22 protein-coding genes and 2 tRNA genes are annotated in these 20,986 nt (G+C 61.0%); 10 read left to right on the top strand and 14 right to left on the bottom strand.

What is annotated here, in order from left to right:
• The first annotated feature begins 148 nt into the window (after window positions 1-148).
• The gene (locus EI28_RS04795; protein ID WP_048113111.1) at window positions 149-982 is read left to right on the top strand and encodes a cyclopropane-fatty-acyl-phospholipid synthase family protein; all 834 of its coding nucleotides are present in this window, start codon (window positions 149-151) and stop codon (window positions 980-982) included.
• A 270-nt stretch (window positions 983-1,252) separates the two neighbouring features.
• Here EI28_RS04795 and EI28_RS04790 read toward each other — a convergent pair.
• Both EI28_RS04790 and EI28_RS04785 read right to left on the bottom strand, forming a co-directional pair.
• Window positions 1,253-1,325, bottom strand: a tRNA-Thr gene (locus EI28_RS04790).
• Between the two features lie 80 nt (window positions 1,326-1,405).
• Window positions 1,406-2,137 carry a sugar phosphate isomerase/epimerase family protein gene (locus tag EI28_RS04785; RefSeq protein ID WP_048113109.1) on the bottom strand — a complete coding sequence of 244 codons (732 nt, stop codon included), beginning with the start codon at window positions 2,135-2,137 and terminating at the stop codon, window positions 1,406-1,408.
• A 144-nt stretch (window positions 2,138-2,281) separates the two neighbouring features.
• Here EI28_RS04785 and EI28_RS04780 point away from each other — a divergent pair, with 144 nt between their 5' ends.
• Window positions 2,282-3,214: a radical SAM protein gene (locus EI28_RS04780; protein WP_048113107.1), complete on the top strand. Its 933-nt coding sequence runs from the start codon at window positions 2,282-2,284 to the stop codon at window positions 3,212-3,214.
• Here the strand turns inward: EI28_RS04780 and EI28_RS04775 are convergent, their stop codons facing one another.
• The gene (locus tag EI28_RS04775) at window positions 3,215-3,964 is read right to left on the bottom strand and encodes a mechanosensitive ion channel family protein (protein ID WP_231476592.1); all 750 of its coding nucleotides are present in this window, start codon (window positions 3,962-3,964) and stop codon (window positions 3,215-3,217) included.
• 122 nt (window positions 3,965-4,086) lie between these two features.
• Entirely contained in the window at window positions 4,087-4,251 is a 165-nt protein-coding gene (locus tag EI28_RS14725) for a hypothetical protein (RefSeq protein WP_231476591.1), read from the bottom strand.
• A gap of 46 nt (window positions 4,252-4,297) precedes the next feature.
• Here EI28_RS14725 and hypD point away from each other — a divergent pair, with 46 nt between their 5' ends.
• The 4 genes from hypD to EI28_RS04755 all read left to right on the top strand — a co-directional run bounded on the left by hypD (window position 4,298) and on the right by EI28_RS04755 (window position 7,783).
• Entirely contained in the window at window positions 4,298-5,329 is a 1,032-nt protein-coding gene (gene hypD, locus EI28_RS04770) for a hydrogenase formation protein HypD (protein WP_048113106.1), read from the top strand.
• Window positions 5,330-5,381: 52 nt separating this feature from the next.
• Window positions 5,382-5,453 (top strand) — tRNA-Arg (locus tag EI28_RS04765).
• Window positions 5,454-5,671: 218 nt separating this feature from the next.
• Window positions 5,672-6,898: a DNA methyltransferase gene (locus tag EI28_RS04760; RefSeq protein WP_048113104.1), complete on the top strand. Its 1,227-nt coding sequence runs from the start codon at window positions 5,672-5,674 to the stop codon at window positions 6,896-6,898.
• 18 nt (window positions 6,899-6,916) lie between these two features.
• Window positions 6,917-7,783 (top strand): TdeIII family type II restriction endonuclease, encoded by an 867-nt coding sequence (locus tag EI28_RS04755; RefSeq protein WP_048113102.1) that lies wholly within the window; start codon window positions 6,917-6,919, stop codon window positions 7,781-7,783.
• A gap of 232 nt (window positions 7,784-8,015) precedes the next feature.
• Here the strand turns inward: EI28_RS04755 and EI28_RS13115 are convergent, their stop codons facing one another.
• The 4 genes from EI28_RS13115 to EI28_RS04735 all read right to left on the bottom strand — a co-directional run bounded on the left by EI28_RS13115 (window position 8,016) and on the right by EI28_RS04735 (window position 14,017).
• On the bottom strand, window positions 8,016-9,152 hold the full coding sequence (locus tag EI28_RS13115) for a PAS domain S-box protein (RefSeq protein WP_052379671.1): 1,137 nt from the start codon (window positions 9,150-9,152) through the stop codon (window positions 8,016-8,018).
• Window positions 9,142-10,281: an alcohol dehydrogenase-like regulatory protein ErcA gene (gene ercA, locus EI28_RS04745; RefSeq protein WP_048113100.1), complete on the bottom strand. Its 1,140-nt coding sequence runs from the start codon at window positions 10,279-10,281 to the stop codon at window positions 9,142-9,144. Before ercA ends, EI28_RS13115 begins: the two co-directional genes overlap by 11 nt.
• A 243-nt stretch (window positions 10,282-10,524) precedes the next feature.
• Entirely contained in the window at window positions 10,525-12,048 is a 1,524-nt protein-coding gene (locus EI28_RS04740) for a transglutaminase-like domain-containing protein (RefSeq protein ID WP_048113098.1), read from the bottom strand.
• A 142-nt stretch (window positions 12,049-12,190) separates the two neighbouring features.
• Window positions 12,191-14,017: a PAS domain S-box protein gene (locus tag EI28_RS04735; RefSeq protein WP_048113096.1), complete on the bottom strand. Its 1,827-nt coding sequence runs from the start codon at window positions 14,015-14,017 to the stop codon at window positions 12,191-12,193.
• Between the two features lie 338 nt (window positions 14,018-14,355).
• Here EI28_RS04735 and EI28_RS04730 point away from each other — a divergent pair, with 338 nt between their 5' ends.
• Window positions 14,356-15,033 carry a hypothetical protein gene (locus tag EI28_RS04730; RefSeq protein ID WP_048113113.1) on the top strand — a complete coding sequence of 226 codons (678 nt, stop codon included), beginning with the start codon at window positions 14,356-14,358 and terminating at the stop codon, window positions 15,031-15,033.
• Window positions 15,034-15,094: 61 nt separating this feature from the next.
• On the opposite strand, the gene EI28_RS04725 is transcribed toward EI28_RS04730, so the two are convergent.
• Window positions 15,095-16,678 (bottom strand): sodium:solute symporter, encoded by a 1,584-nt coding sequence (locus EI28_RS04725; protein WP_048113094.1) that lies wholly within the window; start codon window positions 16,676-16,678, stop codon window positions 15,095-15,097.
• On the bottom strand, window positions 16,668-16,796 hold the full coding sequence (locus EI28_RS15280) for a symporter small accessory protein (RefSeq protein WP_255342069.1): 129 nt from the start codon (window positions 16,794-16,796) through the stop codon (window positions 16,668-16,670). The genes EI28_RS04725 and EI28_RS15280 overlap by 11 nt, the downstream gene beginning before the upstream one ends.
• Window positions 16,797-17,195: 399 nt before the next feature.
• Between EI28_RS15280 and EI28_RS04720 the strand changes: the two genes are divergently transcribed.
• The 3 genes from EI28_RS04720 (at window position 17,196) to EI28_RS13960 (ending at window position 19,122) form a co-directional block, all read left to right on the top strand.
• Window positions 17,196-18,155, top strand: coding sequence for a nucleoside recognition protein (locus EI28_RS04720; RefSeq protein ID WP_048113092.1), 960 nt, complete (start codon window positions 17,196-17,198; stop codon window positions 18,153-18,155).
• A 177-nt stretch (window positions 18,156-18,332) separates the two neighbouring features.
• The gene (locus EI28_RS04715; protein ID WP_048113090.1) at window positions 18,333-18,824 is read left to right on the top strand and encodes an SRPBCC family protein; all 492 of its coding nucleotides are present in this window, start codon (window positions 18,333-18,335) and stop codon (window positions 18,822-18,824) included.
• 151 nt (window positions 18,825-18,975) lie between these two features.
• Window positions 18,976-19,122 (top strand): hypothetical protein, encoded by a 147-nt coding sequence (locus EI28_RS13960; RefSeq protein WP_155937249.1) that lies wholly within the window; start codon window positions 18,976-18,978, stop codon window positions 19,120-19,122.
• Here the strand turns inward: EI28_RS13960 and EI28_RS04710 are convergent.
• The 4 genes from EI28_RS04710 to EI28_RS04700 all read right to left on the bottom strand — a co-directional run.
• Window positions 19,109-19,987 (bottom strand): sorbosone dehydrogenase family protein, encoded by an 879-nt coding sequence (locus EI28_RS04710; protein WP_052379670.1) that lies wholly within the window; start codon window positions 19,985-19,987, stop codon window positions 19,109-19,111. The two genes, EI28_RS13960 and EI28_RS04710, sit on opposite strands and share 14 nt — an antisense overlap.
• Entirely contained in the window at window positions 19,984-20,343 is a 360-nt protein-coding gene (locus EI28_RS15275; RefSeq protein WP_052379669.1) for a PQQ-dependent sugar dehydrogenase, read from the bottom strand. The genes EI28_RS04710 and EI28_RS15275 overlap by 4 nt, the downstream gene beginning before the upstream one ends.
• A 111-nt stretch (window positions 20,344-20,454) precedes the next feature.
• Complete coding sequence (locus tag EI28_RS04705) at window positions 20,455-20,712, bottom strand: type II toxin-antitoxin system RelE/ParE family toxin (RefSeq protein ID WP_048113088.1); 258 nt, start codon at window positions 20,710-20,712, stop codon at window positions 20,455-20,457.
• On the bottom strand, window positions 20,713-20,986 hold a 274-nt coding region (locus EI28_RS04700; RefSeq protein ID WP_231476590.1), incomplete at its 5' end, for an antitoxin VapB family protein.

The following is a 20,986-nucleotide window of genomic DNA, read 5'->3' as shown; positions in this document are numbered from 1 at the left end:
AATCCCGGCCTTTTTGAGCAAACGGCCATTGGCAAGAAACTGCCTGATCACCCGGATGTGATTGTATGTTCTTGAAACAAAAAAATGCCTTATTGATTGTTGGTCTTTTCTTCATGGTGAGATCAGAAAAACGTGGAGGGATACCCTGATGACAGAACATAAGGATTATACGAAGATCACGCAGGAATATTACGACGGTATAGCGCACGAAATGTATGTAGAATGCTGGGGAGGGGAGAACCACCACCTCGGTATTTTTGACGAGACGGATGATTTTTATCAGGCAGGGCGCAAATCCAACGAACACCTGTTGAGCTTTCTTGATACCAGCCCGGGATGCAAGATCCTGGATCTTGGAAGCGGCCTCTGCGGGCTGCCCCGGTTCATTGCCCGGCGTACCGGCTGCCATGTAACAGCCCTGGACCTCTCCCGGAGGGAGAACGCATATGCAGTAGCAAAAAACCGTGAAGAAGGGCTGGAACACCTCATCACGGTGGTGGAGGGGAGCTACAACGACATGACCTTTGAGGACGGGGCGTTTGATATCCTGGTCAGCCAGGATGCGATGCTGCACAGTCCTGACAAGAAAGCGCTCTTGAAGGGGTGTGCCCGTGTCCTGAAAAAAGAGGGGCAGTTTGTCTTTTCCGATGTGCTACAGATGCCTTCGATTACGCCAGGGGAAGCAGAAGTAATCAATGAGAGGGTGAATGCGCCCTATCTGGCAACATTTGACTTCTATGAAGAGCAGTTGCGTCGTGCAGGTTTTACTGTCGAGAATATCGTCGATTTAGGGAATGTCAATCTGGGGAAGTCGTACCAGGCAGCACATGATAACCTGATAAACAAAAAGGAATACCTGATGGAAGAGAGAAATGTGCCGGAGGAATGGATTGATAATTACTTGAACAGTCTTCGTTTCTGGGTAGAGAAGGCCTTTGAAAACAAACTGGGCTGGGGCCTCTTTGCGGCCAGGCGGCTTTAGGATCAATCACGATCGTGCACCTCTCTTTCACATACCACCGGTCGCCGGGGCATGGGTTCAAATGTCCCCGGCCTGTACACACCACATATTTTTTGATACGGCACACGTGAATAATCAGAGATACGCCAATGGCGGAAATAAAGCAGGAGAGGCGATATTGACGTTGAGGATAAGGCCATAACGGCCGGTGAAACAAGCGGACACGGCGAAACGTGAAGTATACCCGAACAAACGCCTTTTTCAAAAAGAGCTCATGTCGTGACGTTTGAGAGCCTCAGGCGAGATTCGAACTCGCGACCTCGTCCTTACCAAGGACGCGCTCTACCGGCTGAGCCACTGAGGCGTGACGCACCAATTATGTTGGAAGTTTACCCTATAAAAGGTTACGGCCGAAACCGGGGAAATAACCGGGCGGGACCGCCCCTATTCGCCCGTTTGGGCGGCGGCGATCCCCTCCAGCGCGGATATGCTGGCGGTCACCCCCTCGAGGGTATCCACCTCGACGATGGGGATGACATTACTTCGGCGCACGGCCTTCATCACGGCCGAAAAATCGATCGTCCCGTCCCCGACCGGCGAATGCGTGTCCCCGGTGCCGTCGTTGTCGTGCAGGTGGAAGTGCGCCGCCGGGTGGGCGAGGAAACAGTCCAGGCACCCGTTCAGGTTCGCGTGGCCGACGTCGAGCGCGAGCCCGATCCCGTCGATGAGCGGCAGGTCGTCGCAGGTGCGCAGGAAGAAGTACTCCCAGTTCCCCATGTTCTCCACGAAGAACGTGACCGAGAGGTCTTCGGCCGCCGCGGTTAGTTCGGAGAGCGACTGGCGGAACCTTTCGGCCGCCCGCTCCCGCTCCTCGCTCCACGCATAGTAGCCTGGGTGGATGACCACGCCCGCCCCGACCTCGGCGGCGACGGCGAAGGCCTGCGCCAGAACCTCGACGCTCGCCCGGCGGATCGGCTCGAGGAGGCTTGCGATATTGACCCCCCGGGCCGGTGCGTGAATGAAGTAACGGTACGAATAACTCTCGAGCGGTTCCGCACTCTTCAGGTAGTGCAGCCCCTCGTCCATCACCTCCACGCAATCGGTGATGGGAGCAAGTTTCTCGAGCGCGAGAGAGAGCGGTTCGCGATGAAGGCAGTATGTGGAGACGCCGAACATACAGAATGTTCCGGGCGGAACGATAAATAGGTTCGGAATACGCACCTCCCGGTGGAATGCGACCCGCAAGGTTTGCCGACCGGGCTGTTGCAGGGAGGTAAATCCTGATGGTTCCTCGCACCGGATACTACTCCGGAAAACCCCATGGCATACCGTTACCTCTTCGGCCCGGTTCCCTCCCGGCGGCTGGGCATCTCGCTCGGGATCGACCTGGTGCCGCACAAGACCTGCACCTTCGACTGTGTCTACTGCGAATGCGGGCGGACGACCGATCTTACCTGCGAGCGGCGCGAGTACGTCCCGACCGACCGGGTCATCGCGGAACTCGACGATTTTCTCGCGAAGGCGCCGGAACTCGACTACGTCACGTTCGCCGGGTCAGGAGAACCGACGCTGCATTCCGGGATCGGCGAGATTATCTCCTTCATCAAAGACCGCTACCCCCGCTACCGGGTCGCGGTGCTGACCAACAGCGCGTTCTTCACCGACCCGGATGTCCGGGCGGCCCTCATGCCCGCGGACCTCGTGGTGCCGTCGCTCGATGCCGTCTCCGAAGAGGTCTTTTCAAAGATTAACCGCCCCTGCCGGGGCATCACCGCCGGGCAGGTGCTTGAGGGGCTGCTCGACTTCGCCCGGGAGTATACCGGCGAGGTCTGGCTCGAGATCTTCATCGTCCCGGGCGTCAACGACACCGAGAAGGAACTCCGGCTCCTGAAAGACGCCGTCGCGGCAATCAATCCCGACCGCGTCCAGATAAACACCCTTGATAGGCCCGGCACCGAGAACTGGGTCCGGCCGGCATCGCCCGAGGCTATCGAGCGGATCGCGGCAATGCTCGGCGGAAACGCGGGAGCGATCGGGGTAGCGTACGCGGGCCGGACGTTGCCGCCGGAGAGCGAGGATATCGGGGAGACCATCCTCGCAACAATCCGGCGCCGGCCCTGCACGCCCCGCGATCTCGCCACGCTGCTCGGCATCCGTCCAACCGAGGTCGCGAAGCACCTCCGGGTCCTCGAAGCCCGGGGCCTGATCGAACCCGTGGAGGAGAAGAGAGGGGTATTTTACCGGCCGACCTGATCACTCCCGCACGTGGACGTCCATCTGCGGGAACGGGATCTCGATTCCTTCTTCCGCAAACCGCTCGTAGACACGCGTATTCACGTAGTCCTGAACGTCCCAGGCCAGGTTGAAGGCCCTTGCCCAGATGATGAGCATGAAGTCCAGGCTCGATGCTCCGAACTCGAGGAAGTAGGCGGACGGCGCAGGATCGGAGAGGACGTATTTCGACCGTGCCGCGGCCTCGCACCCGATCTCGATGAGGATCTCTTTCACGCGCGTGATGTCGCTGCCGTATGCGGCCGAGATCGGGACTTTGATCTTCAACTTGACATCCGGCATGGCGTAGTTGACGATGACGCTGCTCGATACCTTCGAGTTCGGGATGGTGACCATCTGGTAGTCCAGCGTCTTGATCCTGGTGCTCCGGGGGCCGATGCTGACAACGTCCCCGAGATATTCGTCGATCTTGATCCGGTCGCCGACCGCGAACGGCTTATCCGCGAGGATGACCGCGCCCCCGAAGAAGTTGGAGACGATGTCCTGGGCAGCGAGCGCCACCGCCAGGCCGGCGAGCCCGGCACCGGCGACGAGCGGTGTGATGTCCACCTCGAGCATCTGGAGCACCATGAGGATGGCGATGAACCAGATAACATAGCGTGCCGAGACCTCGAGCACCCGGATGATCCGGTCGTCGAGGTCGGTCTCGGTCTGCGACGCCATCCACCTGCCGTAGAGGTTGATGAAGTTGTAGACGAACGAAGAGACCACCCACGCCGCGATGAGGATCGCCGCCGCAACGAAGCATTTCTCCGAAACGAGCCACGCGTACTCCCCGAGGAGGGCCGCGGGATCGATGATGAACGTTACGGAGATCCAGACGGAACCTGCGATTATGGCAATGGCCAGGGTTTGCTGAGCGAATAGAGCACGATATCATCAAGTTTCGATTCCGTGAGGTCGGCCCGTTTTTGCAGCCACCGGAAGACCTCGTGAACGATGAACGCTGCGATGATTCCGCAGAGGACGACCGCGCTTCCGTACATGATGCTGTTCATTCCGGTACTAATATGTGCTGTCAGTGGAATATAAGTGTGATAATTCATGGCGGTAGGTAAGGAGATCCTCGATACGCTTCACGCTCTCGTGGACCGTGATATCACGCTCATGCACATCTGCGGCACCCACGAGGCGGCGATCGCGCGCGCCGGGCTCAGGAGCGTCCTTCCCCCGGGTCTCAAGATCGTGATGGGGCCGGGCTGCCCGGTCTGCATCACGCCGCAGGGCGAGATCGACGCCGCGCTCGACCTGGTGGAGCGGGACTGCACCATCGCCACCTACGGCGACCTGCTGCGTGTCCCGGGGTCGAAGGGCTCGCTCGAGTCGAGCGGCGGAGACATCCGGGTAGTGCAGGGCGTCCACAAGGCGGTGGAGATCGCCCGGCGGGAACCGGACCGGGAGGTCGTCTTCATATCGGTCGGGTTCGAGACGACCGCACCGACGGTCGCCGCCACGATCCTCTCCCGCCCGCCGGAGAACTTCTCGATCCTCTCGTGCCACCGGCTCGTCCCGCCCGCGATGGAATGGCTCCTCGCCCAGGGCGAGGCGTCGCTCGACGGGTTCCTCCTCCCGGGACACGTCTGCGCGGTGATGGGCTACGAGGAGTACGAGCAGTTCCCCGTTCCGCAGGTCGTCGCGGGGTTCGAGCCGGAGGACATCCTCCTCGCCCTCCTGATGGCGGTCAGGCAGGTCAAGGAGGGGGCGCACCGGGTGGAAAACGCCTACCCGCGCGTGGTCACCCGGGAAGGGAACGTCAAGGCGAAGAACCTGATGTACGAGGTCTTCGAGCCGTACGACGTCGAGTGGCGCGGATTCCCGGTGATCCCGGCCTCCGGCCTCCGCCTGAAGCCGGAGTTCGAGGGCTACGACGCCCAGAAGAAGTTCGATATCGAGATCCGGCACGTGGACAAGCATTCCGCCTGCATCTGCGACAAGGTGCTGCGCGGCATCGCCCGGCCGTCCGACTGCAAGCTCTTCGGGAAGGCCTGCACCCCGCGCACCCCCGTCGGCCCCTGCATGGTCAGCCACGAAGGGGCGTGCAAAATATGGCACCTCTACGAATCGCGGAGGGCATGAAACCCTCCTCTCCGCTGGCCTTTTATACCATACACGACAACATAATATGGCAGTCTCGGTAGGGTAGTGGATATCCTGAAAGCCTCCGGAGCTTTCGACCCGGGTTCGAATCCCGGCCGGGGCGTTTCTTGTTTTTGAGCCAAGTTGTAAAAGCCTTGTTTTCAAAACGGCTTGTTTTCCGGGTATAAATATATGCCTGATTCCAGAAAATAGTAGCGGGAAGAAGATCACCGATATTTGAGCGGGCACTCACCGCACTCCACCCGCCGTCCCGGATCACTATGTATTTGTGAAGTCGTCACCAATACTATCAAACCACGAAACCATATTGCAGGACAGCACATGCTCACGAACGAAGAAGAACGGGTGAGGGTTTACTCGATGGGAAATGTCCCAACACGATCACATGAGGTGACACCTTCCACCCCGCTGGAGGAACTCAATCTCAACTGGACCGAGAAAGATCTTCCCGAACGGGAGCGGACAAAACACGTCCACCGCCTTCACCCGTACCTCGGCAAATATATTCCGCAACTCGTCGAGGTCTTCCTGAGAAAATATTTCTCTGCGGGCCAGACAGTCATCGATCCTTTCTGCGGCTCCGGAACTACGCTGGTTCAGGCCAACGAGCTCGGTATCAACGCAATCGGCTATGACATCTCTGCCTTCAATGTCCTTCTCTCGCGGGCAAAGACCGCCGAGTACGATGTTCCAGTGGTGCGCAGAGAAATCCTGGACATCCTGGATAAGGTGAAAGCGGCGACGCAGATCGATTCAGGGCAGCGGAGGCTCTGGATGGAATGCACGAAAAAGCCGTACCTCTCCGCTGACAATAACGAATACTTAGAGCGGTGGTTCGCGCCACAGGCGCTCGAGGAACTGCTCACCTACCGTTACTACATCGAGGCTGGTGAGTATGAATACGCAGATCTCTTGCAGATCATCCTCTGCCGATCCGCACGGTCCGCACGGTTAACGACGCATTTTGATCTGGACTTTCCCAAAGAACCCGTGACTGAACCGTATTACTGCTATAAGCATAGAAAGACCTGTCAGCCGACCCGGGAAGCGTTCAAATTTCTCAAACGCTACAGCAACGATACGATCAAACGGATCACCGCGTTTGCAGCCGCGCGAACCGGAGCACGTGTAGAAGTCTATCACGAAGACTGCCGCACAGTTGATTTTCCTGAGGCTCACGGCGTCGTTACCAGCCCTCCCTATGTCGGGTTGATCGACTATCACGAGCAGCACGCCTACGCGTATCACCTCCTCGGACTTGAAGACAAACGGGCAAAGGAGATAGGGCCTGCTGCGAATGGAAAGAGCAAAAACGCGAAAGAAGCCTACCAGAAGGACATTGCAGAGGTCTTCCAGCGAATTCTCCGAACGATGCATCCTGACGGCCGTCTGATCGTCGTCGCAAACGACCAAGAAAACCTCTACGGCGAGATTGCAGACTCTCTGGATGTCGAGGTTGAGAATATCATCCAGCGCCACGTGAACCGGAGAACCGGCAGGCGTTCGACCGAGTTCTATGAATCAATCTTTATATGGCGGAAACTATGATACACTGGTGTGGAGAGTATGTCTGACTCTAAACGAATGAAAGCAGCCATCCAGCAGGTAGTTCAGGAACTCATGGATGGTGTCATGAAAAAAGTCCTTGTCTCAGATCCATTTGTAAAAGAAGCACACCACTCGAAAAAGCCTCTCTACGCAGTACTCGTCCCTGATGAAATTTTCAAGGGATCGCATTTTGAGCGACGATTCGTCACGCCCTTCGGCAAAGTCTGGGAGAAACTGGCGGTCGTTGCAGCAACAGAGGGGCTCGGATACGGCACGATGGGTCACCGCATTGACGGGTACGTCCGTGAGGAACGTCTTCACAGAATTGCAGAAACTCTGAACAGATTAGAACACTCTCCAAAGCGCGAGGACAAGATCAGGCCTGACTGGGCGACTGAACTGGCATACATCAAAGCAGGTAAAGGGGAACTGATTCCGGTCTCCGTTATCTGCGATCTCTACGTCGAAGACACGGTCAACAACAGGCGGTATGCATTTGAGTTGAAGGCACCGTTGCCGAACAGTGACCAGACCAAGGTAAGTAAAGAGAAGATCTTGAAACTGCACTGCATGGAGCCTCCCCTGGTCGATAATGCCTATTTTGCACTGCCGTATAACCCGTACGGTTCACGCGAGAACTATTCGTGGAGTTTCCCGGCCCGCTGGTTTGATATGAAGCACGACGATGTTGTTCTCATCGGCGATGAGTTCTGGGATACAATCGGGGGAACCGGAACATATAACGCATTTATCTCCGCCATCAACGAAATTGCAGCGGAGTATAAGGAGAGAATATATCGGGAGTATCTGGGGATTGAACCTCCGGAGTACTCCGACGCGACACTGACAACGCTACAGGAGCCCGGAGAGGTGTATCGCGTATAATTCTCTGATGACGCTTAACTCATTGCTGGGGTGGTCTAGCATCTCCCTTCTAACTCTCTTCCGATGCTGCACCATCCGTAAGATGCGCGAGCGATGTGTCAGTACAATCTCAATTAAAATGAGGCGTTCAGGATAATTTCTCCACGGTTTGAACGCTATGAGCATTCATTCCTCGCCCTGGATGCAGGCCACTCTCTAAACGGTTTATACCGGTCACAGTGGGAAACGTATATCAGCGATCTTCTTCCTTCCAATTCGAAAAACGGAAAAACGTCTCCCCGGGGGGCTTTGCACCGTCCCCGTGCCGTCGCAGAAACTGCCTGACGTTCGCCGAGTCGACCCATCCCCGGTCGAGCTGGGTGACGAGGTCGTCAATCCGGCGCGACTGCTCGAGAATCTTTTCTGCAAACGGGTCGTCGATCATCTCCGCATACCCGACGATCACCTGCAGGGGATTCCTGATATGGTCCCCGAGGATGGCGAACTGCTCGATGTTCTTCCCGAGCTGGGTGTAGGCCTCCCGCTTCATCTGCTCGGTGAGGATGCGTTCGGTGATATCCATCACGATCAGCATGATGCAGAGCGGCTGCCCGGCATCGTTCTGGACGACGCTGCCCGAGATCTGGATGTGGAACGGAGAGCCGTTGCTCCGCAGCCCGACCGTCTCCTGCACGATCGCAGGGTTGTCGAGGAGGTGGGCCGTAACCTTCTCCCCGACGGTGGGGTCCGCGAAGAACACCTCCAGGTTTCTCCCCGCGATCGCGGCCTCCCGCTCGTAGCCGAACATCACGGCAAAACTCCGGTTGGCATACATGACCGCCCCGGTGAGATCGGCGATGAGGATGCCGTTCGTCGACGATTCGAGAGCGCTCTCCTTTATCCTGAGTTCCCGCTCGGTATGGAGCCGGTCGGTGATGTCCCGCGCAACCGCGACGACGTACTGTTCGGCGCCGAAGGTGACCGAGCGGACGGTGATCTCCATCGGGATCTCCGTTCCACTCCGCGATACGAGCGGCGCGGTAAAGGTCTGCCGGGATTCGGACGGCAGATTGCTGTTATCCCGGATAAACTCGGAAAATTGAGTCTGTTTTGAGGGGGAGATCAGGTCGGCAAACGGCGTCGCGAGCAGTTCCTTCTTCGAGTAGCCGAGATACGCCTTTGCGGATGCGTTGACGTCCGCAAGTCTCCCGGTTTCCGCACGGATCAGGAATATCGCGTCGTGCGTCTGGTCGAGCAGCGCCCGGAACCGTTCGAGTTCGGCAAGCCGGCTCTGCAGTTCGGGATAGTAACTCTTGTGCAGGGACGTCTCCCCGAGGCCGATGATCTTCTCACGGAGCGCATCCCGCTCACCGGGATGTTCAGAGTGCATACTCATAGATCCGTTCCACTTCTTCGCAGGCGAGGCTGCGCGGGTTGGTCACCATGCAGGGATCGTCATACGCCGCCGCCGCAAGAGCGGGGATCGCGTCCTCCCGGACGCCTACTTCGGCGAGGGTTTCCGTGATGCCGAGCGACCTCCTGAACGCCGCCGCCCCCTCTGCCGGGGTTTCCCGTCCCTGCCCGAGGATCTCGCCGATCCGGTCGTACCGGCCGGACGCCGCGTCGTAGTTCGCCGCCATCACGTGCTCGAGGAGGAGCGCGTTGCACCGCCCGTGCGCAAGATCGTAGGCCCCGCCGAGACTGTGCGCCATCGCGTGCACCGCCCCGAGGCTGGCGTTCGAGAACGCAAGTCCGGCGTGAAGGCTGGCAAGGAGGGTCGAGAACCGCAGGTTCAGGTCGTCCGGCTCGGCCATGGCCGCCGGGAGTGCGCTCGCGATGAGCCGTATCGCCTCGAGGGCATGCACGTCGGTCATCGGGGAACTGGCGTTCGAGACATAGGCCTCGATCGCGTGGCTGAGGGTATCCATGCCGGTATCCACGGTCAGTTCACGCGGCATCGTCGTCAGGGGTTCGGGATCGAGCAGGGAGATGTCGGGGACGAGCGTTTTAGAAACGATGGCGATCTTTCGCTTCCTCCCTTCGTCCGTGATGATGGCGAACTGGGAGACGTCGGCGGAACTTCCGGCGGTCGTCGGGATGCAGATGAGCGGCGGGGCAGGCACCGGCACCCGGTCGACGCCCTCGAACGTGAGGATATCGCGCATGCTGGAGGACGCTATCCCGATCCCCTTGGCGCAGTCCATCGGGCTGCCCCCGCCGACGGCGACGATGCCGTTGCACTCCCCGGCGAGGTATGCTTCCGTACCCGCCATCACCTGCCGGGAGCGGGGATTCGCGGAGATGGCATCGAAGACGGTGAACGACACCCCCGCTTCGGTCAGGCTCTCCCCGACGGCCCCGGCCCAGCCTGCGGCCCGGACACCCGGATCGGTGACGAGGAGCACCTGCTTCATCCCGAAGTTGCGGGCATACCGCCCTGCAAGGTGCAGGGCCCCGTGTCCGCAGATAAATTCGGGAGCTACGAATTTTCTCAGGTCAAGCTGGCTTCTCTGGATCATGGGTCGACACGATGGTAAGTCCGGCGATCGCCAGGAGAGTCCCGGTCAATACAACGGAACCGCAGGCATATATCCTGGCGAACCGGCGTGATTGAAGAGTGCGTTGTGATACGTAGGTATTGTTCCTACCTCATTCATTAAGTTTGGCACAAAAAAGACGCTTACTATGGAAGCCACGGCATCGGCCTCGTCGGCATCGCACCGCATTTCCCGGACGGACCTGTCAAAAAAGGGTGACCGGGATCACGCTACGGCTTCAAGGCTGATGCCGAAACACTCCATGCAGAGGAGATCCAGGTCGTCCTCTGCCGTATCGCAGACGATCGCCGGGTACTGCCGGACGACCCTGAAGACGACGGCATCGCCGGGGATGGCCGGGTCCATCGGGGCGTCGACGTTCTTCTGGATGACGAGGCGTGTGGGATCGAGGTTCGCGGCGTAGTAGTCCTTGAACGCCGACCGCTTCTCCTCGGGGATGACGACCCAGTCGGCCACCTCGGCAACCGTCACGTCGTTCGGGACCCAGCCGTAGCCGGGCAGGTAGTACTCCGCCCAGAAGTGGGTGCCGGGCGTTTCGGAGAGAAGCATCTGGTAGCCGCCGACGGCGCGGGCGGGGATCCCGAGCGACCGGCAGAGCGCGGCAAAGAGCATGCTCTGGGTGCCGCAGTCGCCATGATCGGTCTCGAACATATGGGTCGACTCGGCGACCTTGGGCTCCCGGGCATCGAGCGAACCGTGCGGGACGTGGCTGTAGGGGTAGGTCTCGATGATGTGGCGGTAGATCATCTGTGCCTGGAGGTGCGGGTTCGTCTCGTTCCCGACGATCTCCTGCGCCTTCTCCCGGACCGCGTCCGTGAGTTCGATGTTCCTCTCGGACTTCGTGTAGAGCAGGTACTCAGGATCGCTCGTATCGTATTCCCCGACCTTCTCCGGGTCGATATCCTCAAAGATCTGCTCGTAGGAGGTGAACGCGATATCCGCCGAGAGGACGAGGTTCCCGTTGACCGCCTCGACGGGGATCTCGTAGTAGACGTAGCCGATAGGGCCGGTGGTGACCGGGCCGGCGGCGATGAAGTCGGGGCACGAGAGGTTCGTGACGGTGACGTTCCTCTGCGCGTCCGTCTCGACCGGGAGCGGGAACCAGATCTTCAGGATGCCCGTCGACGGAAGCGCCTCGAACGGGATCTCGAGCCGCTCGACGCCCTCGTAGCGCACCGGGTTCACGTACGGCCCGTGCTCCGAACGGTTCCCGGACCAGGCATACCGGGCGACGTAGTCGAAGTCGAGACTCCTCTCGTTCTGTTTCTGCATCTCGTCGGGGTGCGCGTAGAGGTAGTCGCCGGCGACGTCGTAGAAGTAGAGCGTCTCGTTCTCCGAGACGATCTTCTGCGCCCGGTTCTCCAGCCAGTCGGTTATCGCGGCATCGGTGATACCGGGAACCTTCTCCCGCAGCGCCGCCTCTGCGGCCGCGGTGTCGAGCGAATACTCCATATACGTCCTGTTCGCCTGGAACATGGCGTTCCTGGCTGTTCTGGCCTTATCCGGATCGCCGGCATCGGCGTAGAGGGCACAGGCCTCCGCGAAGCGTTCTTCGGCGACACGGTAGTTGGCGGCTCCATATTCGGCGAGCCCCCGGGCGTAGGCCTCATCGGCCGGCGAAGGAGCGGCGGAACCGGCTTTTTCCTCCGTTGCGGCAGTGCATCCTGCCGCAAAGATGAGAAGAAGGGCGAATACAGCCGCAGAAATGGTGATCGCAGTGGATCTCATAGTAAAGAGAACATGCGGATTGTAGAAAAATTTTTTCTTTTTTCGAACCTTTTTCCCGGGATTTTCGCCGATTTTAGGGTTCTACACAGGGCTCCTCGAAAAAACCGGAAGTCAGGCCGGGAGGATGGCCGTTGCAGCCATTCTACATCGGTGGCCGGGCCTCCGGGATGGCCGGAGTCTCCGGCTCCTCCCGCGCCGCCTTTTTGAGCGTGAACCGGAACGCCGCCCCCTCCTCCGTGGCGCCCGGCACACGGTCTTCCACCCGGATGCTCCCCCCGTAGCGGGTAACAAGCATCCGCACGATGTACAGCCCGAGACCCTTGCCGCTCTTCGAACTCTTCCCCTTCCGGAACCGCGAGAAGAGGGCGGGCTTTACGTCGTCGGGTATGCCGGGCCCCGTGTCCTCGACCGAGACCAGCACCTCGCCGTCCAGGTCCTCGACCCGGATCGCGACCGTGACATCGGGCTCCCCGAACTTGATGCTGTTGCCGATGAGGTTCGTGAAGACCTCGGGGAGGAGGTCGTCGGCGAGGACCGTGACCGATCTCCCGTCGTACCGGATATCGGTCTCGCGGTGCTGCCGGATCTCGGCCCGGATCACCGCGTCGAGATCGACGGGCCTCAAGGGAGGGGTCAGCGAGCGGAGACGCCGGATCGTCGAGACGTTCTGGATGATCTCGATGCTCTGGCTGACGGCCGACCGGACCTTCTGCATCATCTCCCGGTTCGTGCCTTCCAGGTCTTCGGCGAGGATTTCGCTGTACCCGAGCGCTATAGCATTGGCATTGTTGATGTCGTGAACCATGATGTCGAGATACAGGTTCGCCACCTCGTTCGCCGCGAAGAGGGCCTCTTCAGCCTCTTTGCGGTCGGTGATGTCCGTGAACGTGACCAACGCCATAAAGGGGCTGCCGCCCGCACCGCGAACGAGGGTGCCGCCGTAGTTGAATACACGCTGCCGGTCGGTCCCGATGCGCCGGGTGCGCACCTCCATATCCCGGATCTGCTCTCCGCGCAGAACGCGGGAGAGCGGCCAGTCTTCCACCGGGAGGACGGTGCCGTCCGTCGTTGTAAACTCGAAGAAATTACCGAACTCGCTCACGTTCCCGGGGGCGTCCTTTAGACCGAACAGCCCGAAGAACTCTCTTGCGGCACGGTTCCACTGAAGCGGGTTGCCGTCGAGATCGAAGACGCCCAGCCCTTCGTTCAGGTTCTCGACGATCGTGCGGAGCTGGGCCTCGCGGTTCTGGAGCGCCTCCTGTGCCCGGATCCGCTCGGTGATATCCTTCCCCGACCCGAGAACCCCGGTGCTACGGCCGCCGGCGTCCCGCAGGACGACCTCTTTCCAGATGAGGGTACGCTCGTCGCCGTCCTTCGTCACGATGGCGATCTCGTCCGTTGGCGATGTGGCAGCGGCGCCGGAGATCATACGGGCGAATTCCTGCCGGGCATCCTCCCGGTTGCGCTCCGGGATGGCCACGTCGAACCAGTTCTTCCCGACGAGTTCGTCCTCCCGGTATCCCAGGAGCTCGCAGCCGCGGCGGTTGACGAGGCCGATGGTCTGGTCCGCGTTGATCACGACCAGCAGGACGGCGGCCACGTCCAGGTAGCCCTGCGCCCGGTCGCGCTCCCGCTCGGTGTCCTTCTGCTGCCTCTTCAGCAGCTCGGAGAGCCAGGCGATGACGATCGCAACCACGACGAACATCACCGCACGCCCGTAGTCGTTGACGGTTCCGACATCGGTCCTGAGGAGGAAGTGGCTGATCAGGACCAGCCCCCCGAGGAAGAAGGCCACGCTGATGCCCCGTCTCCCCCACCAGAGGGCGGCGAGGATGATGGGTATGTAGAAGAAGTGGGAGAAGACCGCTCCTACCGAGAGGACTGCATGAAAGTAGTAGGTCAGGACGATCGATATCCCGATCAGGATGCCGACGATGAATATACGGATGGTCTCGGGCAGTGGCGCCATGGCAGGACTTCCTCCTTGCAGGCCAGATTTTATAATTACTCCCGAATAAAAGTCACCGCGCTCAGATGCGATACGGTGTTTCCCGGGACGGTTTCCGGTTTGGGGATGCCTGGACGGTGCGTTCGGGCTTTCCGGATCTCCCGCCGCCCCCGGTCCGGCCGTGAGGAGAGCATCGTACCGGAAGGACATGCACGGGCGCGATCACGTCGGGGGCGCACCGATTGAACGGGAAAACCGGCGAAGTTACTGTAAATCCCTTTTATTTCCAGAATCGGCCGATAAAATAGAGAAAGGTATATCCCTCAGAAGAGAATTTACTAATGAAAGCGGAGGCTTTTATGCAAAACGCTGTACGCAACCTTCTGGTCTTTTCTCTCATCGCCTGCTTCCTTATTGTCCTTCCTTCGAGTGCTCAGCCGCCCGTAGGCGGGGACAACGGATGGTACGCGGTCAACTGTAACGTGAATGGAGCCGACGTCTACTTCGACGACGAATACAAGGGTACGATCGAGAGCGGCGTTCTGTACGTCCCGGTCTACACCACCGGCGCACCCTACCAGACGTTCCGTGTCGAGAAGGACGGATACACAACCCACTACGGGGACGTCACTTCGGTTCCCGGCAAGGGAGAGGTATTCGACCTCTACGCGACCCTGAACCCCGCCGCGCCTCCCGCCCCGATCGGCGGCGACGTCGGCTGGTACACCGTCCACGTCAACGTCGACGGGGCAACCGTCCAGTTCGACAACGAGGTCAAGGGCACCACCAGCCAGGGTGTCCTCACCGTGCAGGTCTACGTGACCGGGACACCCTACCAGACCTACACCGTGACCAAAGAGGGCTACCTGCCCTACACGGCGGCCATCAACCAGTATCCCGCCGCAGGGGAGACCGTCGACCTCCACGCGGACCTGAGCACCGCGCCCCCCACGCAGCAGGCGCCCCTCTCTCCGGCCCTTGCCGGCGCCGCCCTGCTGATCGCCGGGCTGGTGCTGGTTGCGGGGAGAAAGAACTAACCTTCACTCTTTTTTCGTAACTTCTGCCCGGCGGACACTTGTAAAAAAGGTGGAGCCGCCGTCAGGCCGCCCCGGCCGACTCCTCCGTATCCGCAGTCACCTCGTGGCGGTCGAGCGCCCACCCAACCAGCAGCGCGGCCGTCGAGAGGGGGAGGGCGATGACGAGCGGATCCACGTCCTGCCACGGGGCGGAGAGGACCGCCGGAACCCCGAAGAGGAGATTGGAGAGCCCGAGCGCCGCCGACTCCTTGACGTGGACGAAGGACGTCCACGCAAACCAGGCGACCGTTCCGGTGACGAGACTCATTTTCGCCGACTTTAGCGACGGCCTGCTGCTGTACATGGCGTGGGCGTAGGTCGGCAGGAACGCCGAAGCGCAGAGGCCCATGAACATCGCCGTCGCCCGGGCGATGATGCTGCCGGGCATGATGAAGGCGAGAATGATGCTCACGACGATCATGGCGACGGTCGCCAGCCGGATCGGCCGCATCGTCGCCTTCTCCGTTCCGGTGCGCCGTATGACGTCGAACCCGAGCGACGTTCCCATCGTATGGAAGAGGGAACTGAGCGTGGACATCGCCGCGGCAAGGAGGGCCAGCATGAAGACGACGACGAAGAGGTCCGGCATCGACGCGTTGATGAAGTTCGGGATGATCGTGTCGACGTTGCCGTTGGTGGCCGCCGCGAGCGCGGTCACGCCTTCCGCTTGGTAGAAGTAGACGTTCGTGAGCGCCCCGACCGTGAAGGCGACCCCGGTCATCATCAGGATGAACGGCCCGCCGACGAGGACCGCACGGTTCAGCGCCCGGCTGTCTTTGACGGTCATGAACCGGACGACCAGCTGGGGCTGCGCCAGCACCCCGATGCCCACCCCGAGAACGAGCGTCGTCACCAGCGTGAGCCAGATGGACGACCCGAACGCCGGCATGGACGCCCACCCGGTCAGCCCCCCGGCGGCGAGCGCCTCCGGGACGAGGTCCGACATCCCGGCAAGGGCGGTATGCGCCTCGACGACGCCCCCAAGCCGGATGTAGGTGAGCACGAGGAGGATGGTCATCCCGACGAGCATGATCCCGCCCTGCAGCGCGTCGGTGTACATGACGGCTATGAGTCCGCCGAGCACCACGTAGAGGGCGACGATCGCGGCGAAACCGAGGAGCGCGGTGGTGTAGGGGATCTGCAGCGTGCTCGTGATGAACTGGGCGCCGCCGATCAGGATCGCCGCCGTGTAGAGCGGCATGCCGAGGACGATGACGGTTCCCGCGGCGTACTGCATGAACGGCGACCCGTAGCACTTCCCCATCAGGTCGGGGAAGGTCACGGCACGGAGCTTGTGCCCGATCCGGCGGGTCCGTTTTCCGAAGAAGACGAACGCGATGAAGATCCCGAGCCCGATGTTGAGGACGGTCAGCCAGATCATCCCCATGCCGAGCTGCGCCGCAACCCCGCCGAACCCGACGATGGCGGAGGTGCTGATGAAGGTCGCGCCGTAGGAGAGGGCGAGAACCACGGGATGGATCTTCCTCCCGGCGACCATGTAGTCGTCGTTCTCTTTTGTCCGGCGGTAGCCGAGGTAGCCGAGGCCGATGATGAGGACAAGATATACCAGCGTCATTCCGACGAAGAGCCCCGTATCAACTGTCATCCCGCTCTCCCTCCACGCCGTTGTTCCAGTTCAAGAGGCCGTACACTAAGCATGCGAGCGTAAAGACGAGCGCAAGCAGATATCCAACCCAGATCGCGGGATCAGTAATGCCGAACATAACAAACCACCTGGCGGTAACGGAAAAACCGTTACGTTACACGGGAACTCAGCAGAAGGGCCGGTTCCCTATCTAAAGAAGAATGCGTTCTGCGCAAACGTGCACTGCACGTTCGGACAGGTCTGCACTGGCGTGCAACAGGACTCTACATGGTCGCCAATCATCGAGTACCTAAACACCTTCTCGATCTATTGTATTTAAACCATCCGATTTTCTGGCACCTCAGGCGGAGGGAGAACGCACCACTGCCGGATTCCTCCCATTTACGTGCCCAAATACGCTACCGGCTGCAACAGGAGCGGCAGGTCCCGCTCGCGGCCATCCAGAACGGTGATATGGACGGACGGCGTACCGGATGTTGTTTCGGGACGGGACGAAAGCCGTAAGGCGAGGTGAACCATGAACGGCACGGCGGAGATCGTTTCAGCGGCACTGGGCCTCTCGTTCGAACTCCTGGTTCGGACGGTCCCGATCGTCGTCGCCGGCGTTCTGATCGCCGAAATCCTGATTGCTCTGCGGGTCACCGATAAGATCGCGAGCGTCGCCTACCCGGTCACGACGTTCTCTCACCTCCCCCGCGAGTGCGGGGCGAGTTTCCTCCTGGCGTTCGTCTCGCCGCAGGCGGCCGACGCGATGCTCGTCGACTACCACCACAGGGGGATGATCGGGAGACGCCAACTCGTCGTCGCGGCGCTCATCAACTCCTTCCCGTCCGTCGTGATGCACTGGCGCTACCTCATCCCGGTCTACGTGCCGCTGCTCGGGGCCTTCGGCCTGATCTACTTCACGATTCTGATGGGTATCGGGTTTCTCAAGACCGGGATCGTCATGGCGGCCGGGAGGGTGCTGCTCCCGGAGGTTCCGGCGTCCGGGCCGCCGGAGAAACCTTCCGGAGGGGCGCTGTCCGTCCGCGAAGCCCTGCGGGCCTCTCTCGGACCGACCGCGAAGACCCTCCGCCGCATCCTCGGGATCATGATCCCGACGATCGTCATTGTGGCGTTTCTGATCGAGATGGGCGTCTTCGACGCCGTCGCGGCGTACCTGGAGGGCGCGGGCCGGCTCTTCCCCATACCGCCCGAGGGGCTCGCCATCGTCGCCGCGAAGTTCGGGTCGTACGTCGCCGCGGCAAGCCTTGCGTCCGGGCTGCTTGCGGCGGGGGATATGACCGGCAGGGATATCGTCATCACGCTGCTCGTGGCGAACCTGCTCACCAGCGTCGTCACCTACCTGCGATGGCTCGGGTCGTTCTACGCCGCGATCTTCGGGCCGAGGCTGGGTGCCGAGATCATGATCCTCTCCGTCGTCCTCCAGGACGGCCTCCTGCTGGCGGCGATCTTCCTGCTGGCCTGGTTCTGGTGAGAGAAAGGAGGCACGTATCCGGACGGGAGCCTCTGCCCGCACCCGGGGCATACCGCGGAAGTGCCGTATCGCAGGAGGGATTTGCCGCCATCATCATTCTTTTCACCGGCGTGCCCGTGACGGGAACATTTTTCATGAAGAACCGATGAAGCCCGGGAACCATCGGAGGGAGATACCATGGCAGAAACAAGTCTCACCGCTGAGGCGGGAAAACAGGATGTCGTCATCTCGCGGGAGTTCGATGCCCCGCGGGACCTCGTGTTCAGGGCATGCACCGACCCTGAGCTGGTATCGCAGTGGTGGGGGCCGGAGAGCGTCACGACCACGGTCGAGAAGATGGACGCGAGGCCCGGCGGGACGTGGCGTGTCACCCAGCGCGATGCCGGGGGCAGCGAGTACGCGTTCCACGGCGTATACCACGAGGTTACGCCGGAGCGGATCGTCGACACCTTCGAGTACGAGGCCATGCCGGGCCACGTCCTGCTCGAGACGCAGACGCTCGAAGACCTCGGCGGCGGCAGGACGAGGCTGACCGACCACCTGATCTTCCAGTCGGTCGCGGACCGCGACGGGATGCTCCAGGCGGGATCGCAGGAAGAGATGCTCGAACCCATGGAACGGCTTGCCGGACTCCTGCACTCGCTGAAACAAAAGGCGCCGGCACGATAAGTGCAGGGCAGCCGGCCTCAGTCAGACGGATTTTCACGCGGGGGTTCTGCCGCAGGACTCCGGGAGGGGACCTGCGGCAACATCATCGGGAGTATTCGCCGATGGGTTAATGATCACCCGGCCGTCATAGGGCTCGCAGGGTGAGCAATCTATGGAAGAAGCAGAGCAGATCCGGTCGGAACTCCTCGTCGAACGCGTCTTTGACGCCCCACGCGGCGGCCACTTCGGCGCCATGGAAGATCCGGAGTTGCTCGCAAACGGTATACGTGCACTCTTCCGCGCCATTATGCAGGGTTAGCGTCTTTCCCGGGCCTATCGTCCGGCGGCGGCACGATCCGGTGGACCCTGCCCGTCTTCCCGGCCGGTCCCCGGCTCTTCGCGGTCAGGACGTAGAGTTCGTGCTCCGCGTCCTCCCCGAACGCGAGGACGTATGCTCCCACGGTCCGGCTCCCGGCCACCTCGACCTCACCAAACTCCCACATCCTGTTGGGGTCTTTTGGCGGCGTCGCGGCGAAGATGATCCCCTCGCCGTCGGCCCCCGCCCGGTTCCACTCCGCAAAGACGTAGCGCCCGAAAAGCCGGGGAATCGTCTTTCCGCGGTAGACGTAGCCACCGATGACGACCTGCCCGATGCCGCCGGGCTGCTTGGCGTTCGGGTACTCGATGATCGCATCGACCAGGGGCTCGCCGCGGCGGCCGGTCCGGGGCACGTCTGCCGGCGACTCGCGGGGGTTTTCGGGGTCGAAGGCATGGTTGCCTTCCCGGAGGTTCCAGCCGTGGTTGCCGCCCGCAACAATGATCTTCACCGACTCCCAGAGGTACTGCCCGGCATCGGCGGCAAAGAGGCGGTGCTCCCCTCCGGCGTCGAACGTCATCCTCCACGGGTTGCGGAGGCCGTAGGCGTAGATCTCGTCCCGCCCCTCTCTTCCGACGAAGGGGTTGTCTCCCGGGATCCCGTAGGGCTTCTCGCCGTCGACGTCGATCCGGAGAATCTTCCCGAGCAGCGTGGTGATATCCTGTCCGTTTCCCCCCGGCGGGTGGCCTCTCCCGACGTCGCGGGCACCGCCGCCGTCGCCGAGCGGGATGTAGAGACAGCCGTCGGGGCCGAAGACGATCGAGCCGCCGTTGTGGTTCGCCTGCGGCTGGTCGACCTCCAGGATCACCCGCTCCGAACCGGGGTCCGCCCGGTCGGGGGTGGAGACGGAAAACTCCGATATCCGGCTCGTGTGGTCCCAGCCCTCCGGCGCACCGGCCGGAGCGGGGCGCTGTAGTAGACGAAGAACCTGCCGTTCTCCGCGAACCGTGGGTGAAACGCGAGGCCGAGCAGTCCGCGCTCGTCGTAGCCGGAACGGAGGTCTACGACCAGGTCGGTGATGTCGAGGAACGGCCGGTGACCGTCCCCGTCGATGACCCGGACTGTGCCCGGGAGGTCCGCGACGAAGAGCCGGCCGGTCCCGTCGCCGGGAGACGCGAGCGCGACGGGCATGGTGAACCCTCCGGCGACCGGCTCAAGGCCCACGCGTTCCGGAACGATCGCTCCGGGGATATTCTGATCGATGATCCCACCTCAAGGGTGATGGATCGGGCGGCAGCACTTAAAAGTCATCCATAGCATATTCAGGGGAGACTCTCAGATCCTGTCGTACACATTCTCCCGCTTCCCGACCTTGATCACGTACACAATCATGGCCTTCTTCCTTAAATCAAGGATGACGCGGTAATTCCCCACCCGCAGCTTGAAGTAAGGGGACCCTCGCAGCGGGTGCAGGTGATCCAGGGGGTTGGCACGGGTTCTCTCGACGGCTGCAACGATCCTCGCAGCAGTTTCGCGTGGAAGTTTTTTCAGGTTTTTAAGGGCTTTTTCGGTCCATATCACCGTGTAAGGCATTCAATCGATCCCCAGCTCCAGCTTCAACTCCTCCGTTGTGTAGACCCTCCCGGCCTTAATATCCGCAATTGCCTCTTCGATATCACGGATATCTTCATCCGTCAGTTCCTCGGCAGCTTCCTCCAGGGCATCCCGGGTGAGACGGTCGATCACTTCGTTGTACGTCTCCCGGGGGTAGTTTTTCAGTTTATCCAGCCTCCCCTTCACCTCCGGGGTCACCTTGATCGTTGCCTCCACTGCCATACACCATAATACACCATAGGGTGTCATCAAT

The sequence above is a fragment of the Methanoculleus sp. MH98A genome, assembly GCF_000691865.1.
GTDB lineage: Archaea > Halobacteriota > Methanomicrobia > Methanomicrobiales > Methanoculleaceae > Methanoculleus.
Note: the sequence above shows the minus strand (reverse complement) of the source record. Positions and strands in the feature narration are given on the sequence as shown.

Coding starts and splice junctions, on each gene's coding strand:
- hypD (WP_048113106.1), top strand. CDS start 4,298: ATGGCGGTAGGTAAGGAGATCCTCGATACGCTTCACGCTCTCGTGGAC.
- EI28_RS14725 (WP_231476591.1), bottom strand. CDS start 4,251: ATGAACAGCATCATGTACGGAAGCGCGGTCGTCCTCTGCGGAATCATC.
- EI28_RS13960 (WP_155937249.1), top strand. CDS start 18,976: ATGGAAGAAGCAGAGCAGATCCGGTCGGAACTCCTCGTCGAACGCGTC.
- EI28_RS04755 (WP_048113102.1), top strand. CDS start 6,917: ATGTCTGACTCTAAACGAATGAAAGCAGCCATCCAGCAGGTAGTTCAG.
- EI28_RS04740 (WP_048113098.1), bottom strand. CDS start 12,048: ATGAGATCCACTGCGATCACCATTTCTGCGGCTGTATTCGCCCTTCTT.
- EI28_RS04760 (WP_048113104.1), top strand. CDS start 5,672: ATGCTCACGAACGAAGAAGAACGGGTGAGGGTTTACTCGATGGGAAAT.
- EI28_RS04715 (WP_048113090.1), top strand. CDS start 18,333: ATGGCAGAAACAAGTCTCACCGCTGAGGCGGGAAAACAGGATGTCGTC.
- EI28_RS15280 (WP_255342069.1), bottom strand. CDS start 16,796: ATGTTCGGCATTACTGATCCCGCGATCTGGGTTGGATATCTGCTTGCG.
- EI28_RS04795 (WP_048113111.1), top strand. CDS start 149: ATGACAGAACATAAGGATTATACGAAGATCACGCAGGAATATTACGAC.
- EI28_RS13115 (WP_052379671.1), bottom strand. CDS start 9,152: ATGCACTCTGAACATCCCGGTGAGCGGGATGCGCTCCGTGAGAAGATC.
- EI28_RS04730 (WP_048113113.1), top strand. CDS start 14,356: ATGCAAAACGCTGTACGCAACCTTCTGGTCTTTTCTCTCATCGCCTGC.
- EI28_RS04720 (WP_048113092.1), top strand. CDS start 17,196: ATGAACGGCACGGCGGAGATCGTTTCAGCGGCACTGGGCCTCTCGTTC.
- EI28_RS04725 (WP_048113094.1), bottom strand. CDS start 16,678: ATGACAGTTGATACGGGGCTCTTCGTCGGAATGACGCTGGTATATCTT.
- EI28_RS04735 (WP_048113096.1), bottom strand. CDS start 14,017: ATGGCGCCACTGCCCGAGACCATCCGTATATTCATCGTCGGCATCCTG.
- ercA (WP_048113100.1), bottom strand. CDS start 10,281: ATGATCCAGAGAAGCCAGCTTGACCTGAGAAAATTCGTAGCTCCCGAA.
- EI28_RS04705 (WP_048113088.1), bottom strand. CDS start 20,712: ATGCCTTACACGGTGATATGGACCGAAAAAGCCCTTAAAAACCTGAAA.
- EI28_RS04785 (WP_048113109.1), bottom strand. CDS start 2,137: ATGTTCGGCGTCTCCACATACTGCCTTCATCGCGAACCGCTCTCTCTC.
- EI28_RS04780 (WP_048113107.1), top strand. CDS start 2,282: ATGGCATACCGTTACCTCTTCGGCCCGGTTCCCTCCCGGCGGCTGGGC.